At 57.6% G+C, this 14,913-nt stretch carries 10 protein-coding genes and 1 pseudogene; 1 reads left to right on the top strand and 10 read right to left on the bottom strand.

The annotated features are described in order from the left end of the window. Positions 1–313: 313 nt before the first annotated feature. From pdxA to FHT86_RS37340, 10 genes and pseudogenes are all read right to left on the bottom strand, one after another. Positions 314–1,315, bottom strand: coding sequence for a 4-hydroxythreonine-4-phosphate dehydrogenase PdxA (pdxA, locus tag FHT86_RS37385; protein ID WP_133704766.1), 1,002 nt, complete (start codon positions 1,313–1,315; stop codon positions 314–316). A 19-nt stretch (positions 1,316–1,334) separates the two neighbouring features. Then, positions 1,335–1,655: a four-carbon acid sugar kinase family protein gene (locus FHT86_RS37380; protein ID WP_166656696.1), complete on the bottom strand. Its 321-nt coding sequence runs from the start codon at positions 1,653–1,655 to the stop codon at positions 1,335–1,337. Positions 1,656–1,984: 329 nt separating this feature from the next. Next, positions 1,985–3,460: an aldehyde dehydrogenase gene (gene aldA, locus FHT86_RS37375; protein WP_246779849.1), complete on the bottom strand. Its 1,476-nt coding sequence runs from the start codon at positions 3,458–3,460 to the stop codon at positions 1,985–1,987. A gap of 134 nt (positions 3,461–3,594) precedes the next feature. Then, positions 3,595–4,578: an ABC transporter permease gene (locus FHT86_RS37370; RefSeq protein ID WP_133704769.1), complete on the bottom strand. Its 984-nt coding sequence runs from the start codon at positions 4,576–4,578 to the stop codon at positions 3,595–3,597. Next, positions 4,566–6,047, bottom strand: a complete 1,482-nt coding sequence (locus FHT86_RS37365) for a sugar ABC transporter ATP-binding protein (RefSeq protein ID WP_133704770.1) — start codon at positions 6,045–6,047, stop codon at positions 4,566–4,568. The genes FHT86_RS37370 and FHT86_RS37365 overlap by 13 nt, the downstream gene beginning before the upstream one ends. 76 nt (positions 6,048–6,123) lie before the next feature. Then, a complete protein-coding gene (locus tag FHT86_RS37360) occupies positions 6,124–7,182 on the bottom strand; it encodes an ABC transporter substrate-binding protein (protein ID WP_166656697.1) in 1,059 nt (352 codons plus the stop codon). Positions 7,183–7,692: 510 nt separating this feature from the next. Beyond that, positions 7,693–8,571 (bottom strand): annotated as a pseudogene (locus FHT86_RS37355) (ABC transporter permease); the annotation flags it as partial. Further along, the gene (locus tag FHT86_RS37350; RefSeq protein WP_166656698.1) at positions 8,564–10,159 is read right to left on the bottom strand and encodes a sugar ABC transporter ATP-binding protein; all 1,596 of its coding nucleotides are present in this window, start codon (positions 10,157–10,159) and stop codon (positions 8,564–8,566) included. The gene FHT86_RS37350 and the pseudogene FHT86_RS37355, both read right to left, overlap by 8 nt. A 73-nt stretch (positions 10,160–10,232) precedes the next feature. After that, on the bottom strand, positions 10,233–11,375 hold the full coding sequence (locus FHT86_RS37345) for a substrate-binding domain-containing protein (RefSeq protein WP_133704774.1): 1,143 nt from the start codon (positions 11,373–11,375) through the stop codon (positions 10,233–10,235). A 539-nt stretch (positions 11,376–11,914) separates the two neighbouring features. Continuing rightward, positions 11,915–12,727, bottom strand: coding sequence for a DeoR/GlpR family DNA-binding transcription regulator (locus FHT86_RS37340; protein ID WP_133704775.1), 813 nt, complete (start codon positions 12,725–12,727; stop codon positions 11,915–11,917). 744 nt (positions 12,728–13,471) lie between these two features. Here FHT86_RS37340 and FHT86_RS38570 point away from each other — a divergent pair. Continuing rightward, positions 13,472–13,603 (top strand): hypothetical protein, encoded by a 132-nt coding sequence (locus FHT86_RS38570; RefSeq protein WP_281413769.1) that lies wholly within the window; start codon positions 13,472–13,474, stop codon positions 13,601–13,603. Positions 13,604–14,913: the final 1,310 nt, after the last annotated feature.

Genomic DNA, 14,913 nt, shown 5'->3' with positions numbered 1-14,913 from the left:
CCCGCAGCCATGCCGGCAGATTGCTGACGGCTGCGCAGTCTAAGGGGCTACTGGGATGGGAGGCCGCCAAAAAGAGCGGAGACTGCTGGATTTCGGCGAAGCTGGTGCTCCACTATAGACGGTGGCAGGCCGTGAAATTTTCCGTCATTTCTGAGGTCTTGGCGAATATCTAGCGGGCGGATGCCTGAGTCAGAACCAAATGTGACAAACATTGCAAATTCATTGAGTCGGAGGTCCAGACTAGTAGACCAAGGCCCGACTCCGTACCGAATGTCAATGCGCTCTAGGCTCGCCCTGAAGACAACACCATCCTCTAGGAGATGATCCCCTTTGGTGCGAGTTCCACTGCTTGACGGATTGCTTCAACGAGGCTCCGCTCGTCGGCAATGCCTTTGCCTGCAATGTCGAAAGCAGTGCCATGATCGACCGATGTTCGGATAACTGGCAGGCCGACAGTTATATTGACGCCTGCTTCCAGCCCCAGGACCTTGATCGGACCGTGTCCCTGATCGTGATACATCGCAACGACGATGTCGAAGTCACCTCGACCGGCGAGGAAGAACAGCGTGTCAGCAGGAAGTGGCCCGCGGACGTCCCACCCTCTGGCTTGGCAGCGGCGCACTGCCGGCGCGATTTTCTCTGCCTCCTCGCCACGCCCGAAGAGCCCGTTTTCTCCTGCATGGGGATTGATGGCGCAAACGCCGATTTTAGGATTAGTATACCCGGCTTTCTCGAGGACATCATGCCCCCTTGCAATAACGCGCTCCACCAAAGCCGGCTCGATCTTGGCGATGGCGTCAATGAGCCCAATATGGGTGGTCACATGAATGACGCGCAGCTTTGGCGATACCAGCATCATCGAGACTTCGGGGGTGCCGGTGAGATAGGCGAGCAATTCCGTATGGCCGGGATATTTGTGCCCTGCAGCATGAAGAGCTTCCTTTGATAACGGGGCCGTGCATATGGCTTGTGCGGCGCCGGCCTGGACGAGGGCGACCGCCTTCTCGATATAGCGAAATGCGGCCTCCCCCGCTTGAGCCGAGACTTTGCCGAAAGGAAGACTGTCTGCAACGATGTTCAGATCGACGCAATGAACCGCACGCGGGTTGAAATCGATGCATTCAGGGGATTGAAGCGCGATCACCGGAAGATCGATTGCTAGGATCGATGCGGCCTGTCGCAGGCGGGAAGCGTCGCCAACGACGAATGGGCGGCACATTTCATGGACAACCGACTGAGCAAGTGCTTTCATGACGATTTCTGGTCCAATCCCGGAAGGATCTCCCATCGTGATGGCTATGGTGGGGCGGTTCATCAAAAACGTCCTTCCGTTCTTATGGCCTTGAGGCGTGAGGCAAGGGGGTGGGTGCGATGTCCGCCGCGGGCTGCCCTTTCATGGTGGAATCGATTTTTTTGAACATCATGCGGCCCGCGACTAGATACTCGGCAAGCGCCTGCTCATGGCGCTTTGTTGCCGCGGATGCGCGCATGCAGCCACTGTCGACATGAAATGAAAAAACGGAACTTTCTGCGAAATTGGGCTCGCCTGTTGAGGCCCAACTCACGGCCGCGCCAAATCCTCGTCTTCGAAAAGCGACGGCACAATTTGCGGTATCGATCAGGTCGTCGGCGACGACTAGCCAGCGATTACGCATGTTGGCGTCCAACATACATGTGCGCACAGGCCGTCGCCTCCCTGGCATAACGCACGGTGCATCGGCCGGCGGCGAAGGCAAAGGTCTCGCGTGGATCGGCCACGCGAGACCTTGCGACAATCCGCCTGATGCTCTCTTCAACGCTATAGATCATTCGAGTCCTCGTCCTCGATTTCCCCGGCAACATAATTGCGACAGCCGCCCATGATCTCGCATTGACCAATCCTGTCGATCTTCCGCGCCGCAAAACAATCCTGACGAGGCGCATCGAGCGGACGCACCCCGTCGCGTCGATCATCCCGACGCGCGCCAGAATTTTGGTAGCCGGACTATTCCGCGTAAGGCATCAGCGCTACCGGTGACGTTCCGGAGTAATTCGCATACACGGTTTTCTTCCTGAGAAACGCTTCAAGACCATGGATTCCATCGTCGCCGCCCAGGCCGCTGTTGCGATAGCCGTTGTGGAAGCCTTGCAGGGATTCCGGCCCAACGCGATTGATGTAGACTTCACCGAAATTGATGTCGTTCACGGCCCGCATGATTTTTGCGAAATCATTGGTGAAGAGGTAGGCGGACAGGCCATAGCGGCTGTCGTTCGCAACCGAAAGCGCCTCATCAAAGCTCTCCACCCTCATGACCGGGACGACAGGCCCGAAAATCTCGTCTTGCATAATGGCCATGCTCGGTTTCACGCCGGTCAGGACGGTCGGTGTCATCCAGTAACCGCCCTTCACCGGCGGGGTCTCTGGACGCCCACCTTGCAGCAGGGGCTCAGCACCTTCCTTGATTGCCGCCTCGACGATCCGTTCGACCTTTTCGAGTTCGCGTTGCGAAACCTTCGGTCCGAGATCGGTCTGTTCAGAAAGAGGATCTCCCAACCGCAGCGCGCGGCTTGCCGCTACGAACTTTTCGACGAATTGGTCGTAGACCCGCTCATGCACCAGCGTGCGCTCGTTGCAAATGCAGACCTGGCCACAATTCATGTAGCGAGACGTGACAGCTGAGCGCACTGCGAGATCAATATCGCAGTCGTCCATTACGATGAACGGTGCCTTGCCTCCAAGCTCAAGCGAGACAGGAACAAGATTGTTCGCGGCGGTCGCCATGATCCGCTTTCCCGTCGGAACGCTGCCTGTCATCGTAATGAGATCCACGTCCGCATGGGAGGTCAAGGCTTCGCCGATCTCCGCGCCTGCTCCCGTTACGATATTGATAACGCCGGCTGGCACTCCCGCGTCCATAAACAGCTTTCCCATGTACAAAGCCGACAAAGGTGTTTCCTCATGCGGCTTCAGAACGATGGTATTGCCGGCTATCATGGACGGAGCGACCTTGCGGCTGACCAACGCGGCGGGGTAATTCCACGGGATAATGGCCGCGACGACGCCGACGGGGACCCGCTGGATCCAGATCTGTTCGCCCCTGGCATCCGACGGCAGGATTTCCCCCTGGATGCGCCTGGCAAATTCCGCATAGTAGGAGAAGAAACCTGCAGCTCCGGCGACCTCCCCTCTTGCCTCGTTGATCGGCTTTCCCTGCTCCTGCACCACTATCCGCGCGAGCTCCTCGGCATTTTCGGAGATCAGCGCCGAAATCCTGTGCATGATCGCCGCACGTTCCAGCGGCGCCATCGCCGCCCAATGCGGCTGCGCTGCGCGAGCCGCCGATACTGCATCGTCGACCTGCGCTTTGCTTGCCTCGCTGATACTCGCGAAAACTTGGCCGGTCGTCGGGTTGAAAACGTCGCGCGAGCCGCCGTTGCCGGCAATCCGTTCGCCACCGATCAACATCAGATTTGTATTCATGGACATCCTCCCTCCAATCATTTCTTCTCCAGCAACGCCGCCATCAGCGTCGTCAATCCTGTCGGATGACAGCGGTCGTAGCAGCTGCTACCGACTGCCAACATCCAAGTGCCTGCCGTTGTCGTGCCGTCATCTCACTTGATGATGAGGATCTTTGATCTGTCGATCGTCAGAAAGACGGCCACGATCAAGACGGCACCTTTGATGATGTTTTGCAAATACGGATCCATCCCGATCATATTCATCCCGTTCGACAGGATCGCGATGATCAGGACGCCCAATACCGTTCCACGGATCTTGCCGATGCCGCCGGTCAGCGGCGTGCCTCCGACCACCACAGCAGCGATGACGTCGAGTTCCAATCCTTCAGCGAGCTGCGCAGTCGCAGCCATCGTTCTTGACGCCTGCAGCAGGCCTGCCAAGCCGCAAAGCGCGCCGCAGAGGACAAAGACACCAAGCTTGACCGAGTTAACGGGAATTCCACTGAGCAGCGCGACCCGCTCACCGCCCCCAACAGCCCGGACCTCGCGACCGAATACCGTTTGATTGAAAATGATCGTCACCAACACCAGAGCGGCGATGGCGATCAGAACGGTGTTCGGCACCCCGAAAGTTCTGGTTGTGTAGACCAGCAGGAAGTCGGCGTTTGAAATCGAAACCGGTGCGCCCTTGGTGAACAGAAGCACAACACCGCGATAAATGACCAATGTGCCGAGCGTAACGATAAACGACGGAATTTTTCCATAGGCAAACAGCAGTCCGTTGAGAAGGCCGCAGCAGATGCCGACAAGAACGCCTGGCACCAGCGCAAAAGCCCCCAGGCTGCCCGAGGTCGCCGCCGTTGCGAGAGCGCTGAGCGCGACCGTGGAGCCAACCGACAGGTCGATGGATCCCGCCACGATGACAAACGTCATCGCCAGAGAGACCACGATCAGGACAGTGCTCTGCTGAAGGACAATCAGGCCGTTGTTGACCGTCAGGAACCTGTCGGAGGAAAGCGCGAACGCCACGCTCAGGGACAACAGGAGCAAGATCGGGAAAAAATTTCGCAGGTTTCGCACATTGAGGAATGATCTCGTGACTTTCGTCGACGGGGCCGATTCTGCTACATCATCCACTTCACCACCTCCTCCTCCGAGGGCTTCTGCCCGACTTCGAACCGACACGAAATCTGGCCTTTGCGTGTCACAATAATCTCATCCGCCATGCCGATAAGCTCGCCGAGGTCCTCGGTTACCATCAGGATCGTCATGCCATCATCTGCAAGGCTACGAATATGCCGGTAGATTTCTGCTTTCGCGCCCACATCCACGCCGCGGGTGGGGTTGTCGAGGAGAAGAAGCCGCGGCCTCGTCGCCAAGCACTTGCCGAGGACCACTTTTTGCATGTTTCCGCCGCTGAGCGTCGATGTCGCCTGCGATTGATCTGACGTCTTGATCTTGAGTTTGGATAACATCTCGCTGGTGATAATCCCGCCGCGGCTGCGATCAACGAATATCCCTGCTTTGACCGGACGCGCCGACAATGTCAGGTTCTCTTCGATCGCAAACTCCGAGATCAGTCCTTCGCCTGTTCGGTCGCCGGGGACGTAGGCAATCGCATGATGCCAGGCATCCTTCGGGTTGCGCGGCCGAAAAGCCTTTCCCTCAAGCGACATCGTTCCGGAGATGACGTCTCCGATCCCCATGATGGTCTGGAGCAACAAATCGCCGCCCGAGCCCTTGATCCCGCCAATGCCAACAATACGACCGGCCTTCACATCAAGCGAAATCGGGCCAAGCCCTCCTGCCCCAACAACCTCTTCCAGCGTTATCGCCGAGCGCGGCTCTCCGGTCTCCATGGTCTTCGGGGGGAAAATCCTGCCATCGAACTCACGGCCGACCATCAGGCCATGCAGATGCGCTTCCGTCATGCCGGCTGCCAGAAAGCTGCCGACAAGCCGTCCGTCCTTCAGAACCACCAGACGATCGGAAATGGAAAAAACTTCATTCAAATGGTGAGAGACAAATGCGATACCTAGCTTCTGCTTCCGCAAATTGTCGATTACCGCAAGCAGCTGGCGCGACTCGCGATTGTTGAGGAATGCTGTCGATTCGTCAAAAAACACAAAGCGCGGATCGGCGGCCAGAGCTCTGGCGACTTCGACAATCTTCAGCTGGCCGAGATTGAGATCATTGATGTCGGTTGACGTCGAGATACCTGCGCCAATGCGCTCGAGAATCGCCTGTGCGTCCGAATTCAGGCGGCGTGTATCGAGAAAGCCGAACCTGCGGTAGTTGCGAAGTCTTCCCAGCATCACGTTTTCCGCAATGCTCAAAGATCTGTTTACATTGAGTTCCTGAAATACGAGAGCCACGCCTCTTGTTTCTGCGTCAGCGAGATTGACAGGTGCGTAAGGCTGGCCATCCAGCATGACCGCTCCCGAGTCCCACGGGAAGACACCACCGAGCGCTTTCAGCAGAGTGGACTTGCCAGCGCCATTCTCACCGACGAGCGACACGACTTCGCCAGATCCGATTTCGGCAGACACGCCCTCCAAGGCTTTGGCTGCACCAAATGTTTTGGACATATTCTGGGCAGACAGCATGAAAACCTCTTTCGCGGGATCCACCTCAAAGTCGGGGGGCACGATGCGACCTCGCCGCCCCCCGGCCCGTGCTGTTTTACTTGCTGTACTTCATTTCAAACACGGCGCTTTTCGCATCCTTACTGAAGGTCAGCGAATGAGCCTTGAAGTCGTAGGCAGGAACGCCGCCGGGGAAATCTGTCCGGAACTGCGCAACCCGATCGCGGGTAAGCGGCAAGAGCTTCAGCTTGATGTTCGCATTCTCGGGCGAAACCTTGTGGCCATTGAGATAATCGTACATGGTCACGAGCGCGAAGCCTCCCTGCAGCCAATGGCCGCCGATGTCAAACAGCAGCTTTCCCTGTTCGACCGCATCCACATTTTCCGGATTGAGGTCCATGCCGACCACGATGATGTCCTTTCCGGGTGTCTTGCCGGCTGAGGTGATCGCTGCCATGACGCCGGTCGCCGTGCCTCCGTTGGCAGCCCAAACACCCTGGACTTCGGGATGTCCCTGCCACAGACTTTCAAAAACAGTTTGCGACGTGTCCCGAACGAAATTACCGTCAACTTCTCCGGCAACGACAACTTCCGGGTGCTCCTTCAGCGCATCTTCCAATCCGGCGCGGCGATCGATCGCAACCGAGGTCCCGGACGTCCCGTTCACGACGGCGATGTGCTTCTTTCCGTCCTGACTGGGCTGCAGGGCGGCAAAAAGTGCCTCCGCCATCTGCTTTCCTGCGTCACGATCGCTGGGACCGATGAATGCGACGTAATTCGGGAATTGTCCCGTCTGCGGCGGAAAATCGGCATAGGTGTCGGTCAGGATAACCGGAATGTTCGCCTGATTGGCGAGGGTCAATCCCGGCACGGCCGTAGCCCAGTATGGGGTAAAAATAATCCCGTCCACGCCTTGTGCGACCAGATCCTCCAGACTTTTCACCATCTGGTCCGGCTTGTTGTCGGCATTGAGAACGACAAGGTCAACACCCAGTTCGCCCGCGCCTTTTTTCATGAAATCAACGTAGGAATTCCAAAATTGAGCATCGAGCGTCGGGACGACCACGCCGATTTTTTTCTCTGCCGCTGAGGCGGCCGAAAATGCAGACACGGCGGCGAAAGCGCCAGCCAAAAGCAATTTAAACAGCGTTTTCAATCTTTCCTCCAATTTTCGGTGATCGTGCGCAGCCGCGGCAGAGCGGCAGGGCAGGCAACACAGCTGGCCCTCCCCTCTGTGTTACCCGTCAAAATCTATCAACAAACGCAGGCAGCGCAAGCAGGAAATGGTAATTTTAGGAATTTTATGAAGTATTTTGACGCGTCGCTCGTTTTGGCATGAACTTTTCGGCGCGCGTTCGTGACAGCCGTCCGCCACCTCATCACGAATTGTCGAAATCGACCGGTCGGGCCGAGGATGAAATCGGACAGCCTCGGCGGCGTGCGGTCGTCGCGTGTCAAGACTTTGGTTCTGCCTGCTGCACGCTCCGCAGGCAGCCGCCACCTGAGTTCGATCGCACGCCCCATTTTGGCCAAGCATTTGGGATCGCTCTACTAAACCGGCTATCACGCGTGCGGTCGCACCCGATTAGCGCCGTGCCAGTGCGACTGCGCCGATGATAATGCCGCCTTTGATGATTTCCTGAATCGAGGTTGAAAAACCCATGACCAGAAGCCCGAAGCCGACGACACCGATGAAGATCGCGCCGATGACCGAACCGATGATGTTGCCGCGACCGCCGAACAGGCTCGTTCCACCAATGATGACGGCCGCGATGACATCGAGTTCCAATCCGGCGCCGAGGCTTGGGTTGCCGGCAGTGCTTCGCGCTGCAAGCATCAGGCCTGCAAACGATGCTGTCAAACCCGACAGAACGAAGGCCATGAGTTTAATTCGGTCCGTCCGCACACCGGAAAATCGGGCGGCAACGACGTTCCCGCCGGTCGCAAAGACCCGCCTACCGATCGGTGTGAGATGTAAGATATAGTAGCCGACGGCGGCAACGACGATGGTCCATACGATCGGCATGGGTACCGCCCCGATCGATCCGTCCCACAACGTGTCTGTGAAGCCGGTCGAAACAATTGGGACAGGACGGGTGTCGGTCAAGGTGAGTGAAACCCCCGAAAGCACGGAGAGCATTCCAAGTGTTACCAGGAACGAAGGGATGCGAAGAAAGGTAACCAGCAAGCCGGAGAATGCGCCAACGGCTGCGCCGAAGGCCAATGTGAGCACAAAAGCGGCTCCCCAAGGTACGCCTGCCTCAATCAACATCGCTCCGATCATGCCTGAAAGGCTCGCCATGGATCCGACCGACAGATCAATTTCCGCGCTGATGATTACGAACGTCATGCCAACGGCCATGATCGAAACGATAGCGGTAATCCGTAATATTGCCTCAAGCGTTGCGATTGATGCAAAGCTTGGCGCCGCAACGACGAAATACAATGTGACGAGCCCGAAGATCGCGTATGTGACGTGGTCGCGCAGGAATACCGTTGGCGAAAGCTTGCCGAGTTGAACCTGATTTTGCGTTGTTTCACGCATGAGCACTCTCCAGATCGAGAATAGCGGCAGGACCTTGCAGAAGCATCACTTGGAGCTGGCTCGGGGTCACGCCGGGCGGGGCGGAGTTGACGAGACGACCGCGATCCAGCACAAAAATGCGGTCACAGAGCGATGTCATCTCATCGAGTTCGGAATTCACCAGAAGGATAGCGAGTCCATATTGTTCGACGGCCGCCCGAAGTGCGTTTGCCATCTCCGCCTTGGCGCGGATATCCACTCCTGATGTCGGTTCGTCGAGGATGAGCACGGTCGGACGGGCCGCCAGCCACTTTGCCACGACCACCTTTTGCTGGTTGCCACCGCTGAGCTCGTTGGCATGCTGGGTCGGCCCGCGGGCAACAAGGGCGAGATCGCGGACGCTGTCGTTGAACAACGCTCTGATGCGAGCGCGCATGACCAGGCCCAGGCCTCCGCCCGACCGCAAACGCGACAGATTGGGCAACGCGACATTTGTCTCAAGTGAGTGGTCCAGGACCAGACCTTCCAGGCGCCGGTCTTCCGGAACGAACCCGAGTCCGTTCCCGAGGATCGCATGTGGGCGGCCCAGGTGGATCGGCCGTCCAGCCAATTTGACGGAGCCGCTGGCATCCGGCAGAAGACCTGCAAGCGCCTTGCAGAGCGTCGACCGCCCTGAGCCGACGAGCCCCGCGATCCCCACGATCTCGCCTGGATGGATGTCAAAGGATACATTCTTCAGCGTGCGCGCCGATGACAGGTTTTCGACGCGCAGCGATGGTTCGCCGTCCCTGCCGATGCTGCGTCGCGAGGCAGCCGGTTCTTTGCGTTCGATTGCCTTGCTTGGACCACTGATCTCGGCCGAAATGTTTTCGATCCGGGCGTCGGCGATCATGATTGGCGGCCTGCTGTGTCCATCGCGCAGGATGGTGATCCGGTCGGCAATGCGCATGATCTCGCCCATGCGATGGCTGATGTAAACGATCCCGATGCCACGGGCGGTCAGGCGGCGGATCAACTCGAACAGCTTCTCCTCTTCGAGAGCGGTCAGTGCCGAGGTTGGCTCGTCCATGATAATCACGCGGGCGCCGAACGAAGCGGCGCGCACGATTTCGACGATTTGCCTCTGTGCGAACGGTAGATCAACGACAAGCGAGTCGACTGGAAGCTTGAAGCCGTGCTCTGAAAGCAGTTGCGCCGCGTTGCGGCGTATGAGGCGGCCATTGATCCTGAAACCCGGCTTGAGCGGTTCCCGCCCGAAGAAGATGTTTTCGGCGACGGTCAGGTTGGGAAGAAGGCTGAGCTCTTGAAAGATCATCGCTACGCCACGACTAAGCGAAGCAGCGACGCCCGCGCCGCCAAGCTCCTCGCCGTCCATCACAATCTGCCCGCCGTCGGGGCGGTAGACACCCATGAGAATTTTCATGAGCGTCGATTTGCCAGCCCCGTTTCCTCCGAGGAGGGCATGTACCTCGCCGCGGCGCACGTCCAGACTGACGTTTCGCAGGACCTCGGCGTTGCCAAATCGCTTGACGATATTGCGCATCTCCACGATCGCTGGACCATGTTCGGCCCTTTTGCCAGATGCGCTGGTACTGTCTGCTGATGTCATCAAATCCACCTGACGGACGACGGTCGGCCAATCGACCGACCGTCGTTCAATAAACGAAAGCCCCGAGGGATGATCAGTAGCACTCGCCATTGCATAGTTTTGGAACGGAGCTTGGCGCCGGCTCCTTGGTGACCAATTCCAGAGCACTGAGAAGATTAACTTTTTTCACGCGAAGCGTCGGAACTTCGATATAGGGTGGGATCTCCTTGCCAAGCAGCCCGATTGCTGCCGCCTTGGCTTCAGTCACGCCCTGATCGTAGGGTCGCTGCGCGCCCACAGCGAGAAATTCGCCACGAGCCACATTGAGTGCGCTGTCTTGCGCAATATCATTTGTCGTGATTACGATCTTGCGGCCAAGTGTTTTTGCGGCTGCGACCACCTGCTGTGCGGGCGTATCCCAAGCCACGAAAATGCCCTTCATGTCGGGATGGGCCGTCAACATCGCGGTCGCCACGCCATAGGCCTTTTCCGGCGATGTGAAAGTACCGACCTCCGCAACCTTGATATCGGGATGTTCCGCAAATGCCTTCAGGGCACCCGCCTTTCGAGCGGCGACCGAATAGTAATAATCATAGACAAGCGTGATGACGCCGACTTCGCCTTTGCCGCCGATTGCTGCGGCGAGCTCTTGCGCAGCATAATAAGCGTTCTTCTCGTTATCGGATGCGACGACGGTGAGATAATCCTTGCCGGGCGTCATATCGACGGGGACATTGTCCATGAAAACGAGTTTTATGCCAGCTGCAGCAGCCTTCTTGTAAGCCGTTGCTTCGCTCTGGGGATCGATGGGGATCGAGAAAATTACGTCGGGCTTGCGCGCGATCATCTGTTCCAGATCGCGAATTTGATTTCCCGGCTCAAACTTGGCATCCGTGACGGCAACCACATCGATACCATAGTCCTTGAGCGTCGATTTGATGCCAGCCACCTGCAACGTCGGCCAGCCGGCGTCCATCGTGTGCATCACGATGCCGGCGGTAAAATGCTTGGACTTCAGTTGAGCGATGTCGTCATCGGAAAGTTTCAGAGCATCAGGCGACGATGCCGGCGCGCCATCTGGAAAACCGGGAACCTTCTGGCCTGTTGGCGAGATTGGCAACGGTTTCATCAATTCAGCCGCTTCCGGCGGCAGGTCCTTCTTCTCCTCGCACCACGCCGGTGCGGACCCAAGCACTCCGATCAGTGCCACTAGCCCGATAGTATTCAATATCCGCATTCAATCCTCCCAAGGTTTAAGATAAAATTTTGCGCAGAGCCTCGCTTAGGCAAAAATCCAGCGATCGACGCAGGCGAAATGCAATCCCAGTATCGGTGTCTTGTTCCGTTGAGCGTCGATGCACAACCGCTCTCTTGACCGTACTTCAGGAGAAAAAACCCCGAATGTTCCCCGCCATAATCGACGACGACCGGTGGAAAGGCCGGCGCTTCCAGTGGTTTCCACTCACGAAGCTATTGTCAGCCAATCGTCACGAACAGACTCACCTGCCCGAATGGACAAACTCTCCCGCGAGTCAGCTTCTATTTCGGGAAAACGCTTATCCCGTCAGAAAAACGGGTACACGTCGTTTGCGTGCCTCCTCCTATACTCCGCAGGAAGTTTGCAAAAAACTTCAAACTATGTCAATAGCTACCATAAAATATCAATAAAAAGCATGAGCTGCCTCTGCTGCGCAGCAGGTTGCATCATTGAAGAGCATGGATCACTTCGGCGCCCAATTCCCTTGCGACAGTTGCACCGCTCGTCGCGTGCAGGGATCAGCCCTCTATGGCAGGGGCTATCGTCAGCTTTACACCCGAGCTCTCGTACTCTGAGCGTATCTTGGCTGAAATTTGCTCGTCGGTGATGATTTCGTCGACAGCGTCGATCGAACAGATCTCGCAAAAACTATGATCACCGAACTTACTGGAATCGGCGAGGACGATCGCCTTTCGAGCAGCCGAGATCATCAATTTCTTCGTATTTGCAACTTCGAGCGACGTTTCCGTGAATTTATGTCCCGATACTGTATGCACGCCAATAAATGCGACGTCCACGTGGATACCGCTGAGAAAATCCTGGCCCGGCTGCCCGACCAACGTGGTCGATCCGGGCCGGACAGCGCCTCCGGTAACGATTGTGTGTATCGTTGAAGAATTCGAAAGCAAGAGCGCACAAGCAATATCATTGGTGACGGCGGTCAATTGCAGATCCAGAGAACTGATCACGCGAGCCGCCTCTCGCACAGTTGAACTTGCGTCAAACAGCACGCACTGCCCATGCGACAGTCGTTTCGCCGCCAAAGTCGCAATGGCAGCCTTTTGTGGGCGAGACGTTTCGGCCGCAATCGACGCTTCTGGCTCAAATCGAGTCATCGGCGCGCTCGGTATGACCGCCCCGCCATGGGTGCGTTCGATGTAGCCCCGCTCAGTGAGATAATCCAGGTCCCGGCGCACGGTGGATGGAGATGCGCCAAGCACCATGGCGAGGTCCTGTATCGACGCCGCAGTTCTGGTCCTCAGGCATTCCAAAATCATTGCCCTGCGCTGGGCGGGAAGGATATCAACTCGGCTGCTATAAGTCCTGTCCACGGGATTTCCTTGCAAAAGACCGCTTTGGCAAATTATGGCTTAATTCGACACTTTTTGCGCGTATGCGGCTATGTTTGGCATATTATCGATGCATAAGCTAGGGTTGCCGAGGACCGTCTCGCTCGACACCTTCTTAGGCCGCTTGCCGTAGGCTGGGGAAATCAACAGTACCTCGAGTCCCAGATCGATCAAGGCCCGAGCTCATCCATTGTTCCGCACCGGTCCAGCGCAGCAGAAGGAAATTCACCGTCAACAGGAGGTCCCGCACATTGCTCCGATTGTGCTCGGGCTCAACAACTCCGCCGTTTTCCTCAATACGACGGCCGCAGGATTTATCGGCGCCACTTGCCGCCGCTCCTTGCCGCTGGCCTTGTGCGTCCCGGGCGATCGGAACGCGATCGGCGCAGCCGTCCGATCAATGTGCACACGCCGGCGAGCCGTCATCGCGGAGGCTCTTCCGTTTGGGTCCCGGCACAACTTGGCTGCCATGGGGCTAGCGGAAAGTGCGGCGGAGTTGACCCTCCGATTTCTTAGCCCTGGCCGGCGAGGGCCGCCCGATGGTTGCTTCACTCTCGAGCGATCTTACATCGATGGTGGTTGTCAGCCTCAGCACAAATCGCCGGCGTCGACTCAATGAGCACAGCAATCGAATAGAGCGGGCCTCACGAAAACAATGGCAATACCGTCCTTGGCCCCGTCAATTGCGGTCGCCAAAGCTTTGGTCGCCTCGCGGGGAGAGCTGAGATGCTGTGGTTTGGGGCAAGCGCCGACTTCAGCTACGGCCCCATACTCGGCTCGGGCCGGTCGGATGTCACCAGTGTGCGTGTCACCCCGCTCGTATCGATCACCCGCCAGTGCATCGACCGCAGAAGGTAAATTCACGTTGTTCCGCTGCACCAGCTCGGTCATCAGCGAGATCGCAAAGTGTGTCGACGTAACTGGGATCATTTCACGATGCCTCATCACAGCAGGGCAACACCGGCGCCATGCGCCGGGTCAGGGTTGAACGGGGAATTGAAATCTGCCGTTTGCCAGAAAATTTTCCGTGGAAGTCTTCACTTGTATGCCAGCGGCTAAACCACTGGCCCCAAATGATCCCGACGCTCCTTGCCTGCCCTCCTTCCCCAGTGAGCCGCTTCGGCCAGCGCCGCCACACAGCCTGCTAGTCGACCCTTCGGCGCCTGCCGGTCCGCGGCGTCCTCCTGGGCCGCCCAAGCCACCTGCTTTGCCACGAACGCTCAAGCTCTCAACGTCTATCGTAGCGTCGTGATCGAGCTTTTTGAATTCCAAATCCACCGACCCAGCGTTTCCGCTCGCACCTGCGGGACGGCTCTGTGGCGATATTGGTTGGATGATAAAGGGATCACGCGGCTTTGAGCCTAGACGACAAAATCGACGAGAAGATCGATCCGCTTGGATCGCGCCACACTGTCGTGAACCTTGCCGCCTAGCCGCTACACGAAAAATGTGCACCCGAGTGCAACGGCGAAAATGCCTAGCGGCCATGTGAGCACTAGCACGGCACTCGCCCATTGGCTTTCGATAGGCGGTTGATTTTCGTTGTCGTTCGCTGGTTTCATGCTGTCTTCCCCCCGTTAGGCGACCAGCACAGCCCGCATTTTAGGCTTGCCTCATCAAGGATGTTTTCGGCGCGTAACAAACTCTCTCAGCGCCATCCACCCCCAATCTCCCCACCTTACAGCCCGCCAGCGCGCCTCCATCTTTTTCTGGAAAACACATGACGAAACGCCGCGATGGTGTTCGCGAACGGCCCGTATTCCGAGCCATACACGCCGTCGAAGCCGGATGTCCGAAAGCTATTCGCCGGCTACGAGACCGTGATTGGGCGCTTGGCCACGCGTAACTACGGCATCGCGCAGAATCGGTCGTGAGTGTTGCCCGTAGGTCCCCGCAACGATTTGGCGGGCGCGCCGAAGTTTCCGGAGACGGCCCCTAACATGGGCGACGCCCTCGTCCGCGTATCTGGTCAAGGCCGGCACGACGGTCCATCGATCGCCGCCTTGTCTCTCTGATCCTCCGGGATGCTTCAGTCGGCGAGTTGCAGGGCAATGCACCAAGGTTCTACAATTTCTGGGTGGTAGGCGGCATTGTGGGCTGCTAATGGCTCACTTTTCCTACATTCGATTTTGTCCGCGACCATTTAGCGTCCTTTCGAGGTTATACCT

Source organism: Rhizobium sp. BK313, assembly GCF_014193655.1.
GTDB lineage: Bacteria > Pseudomonadota > Alphaproteobacteria > Rhizobiales > Rhizobiaceae > Rhizobium.
This window is presented reverse-complemented; position numbering and strand designations above follow the sequence as displayed.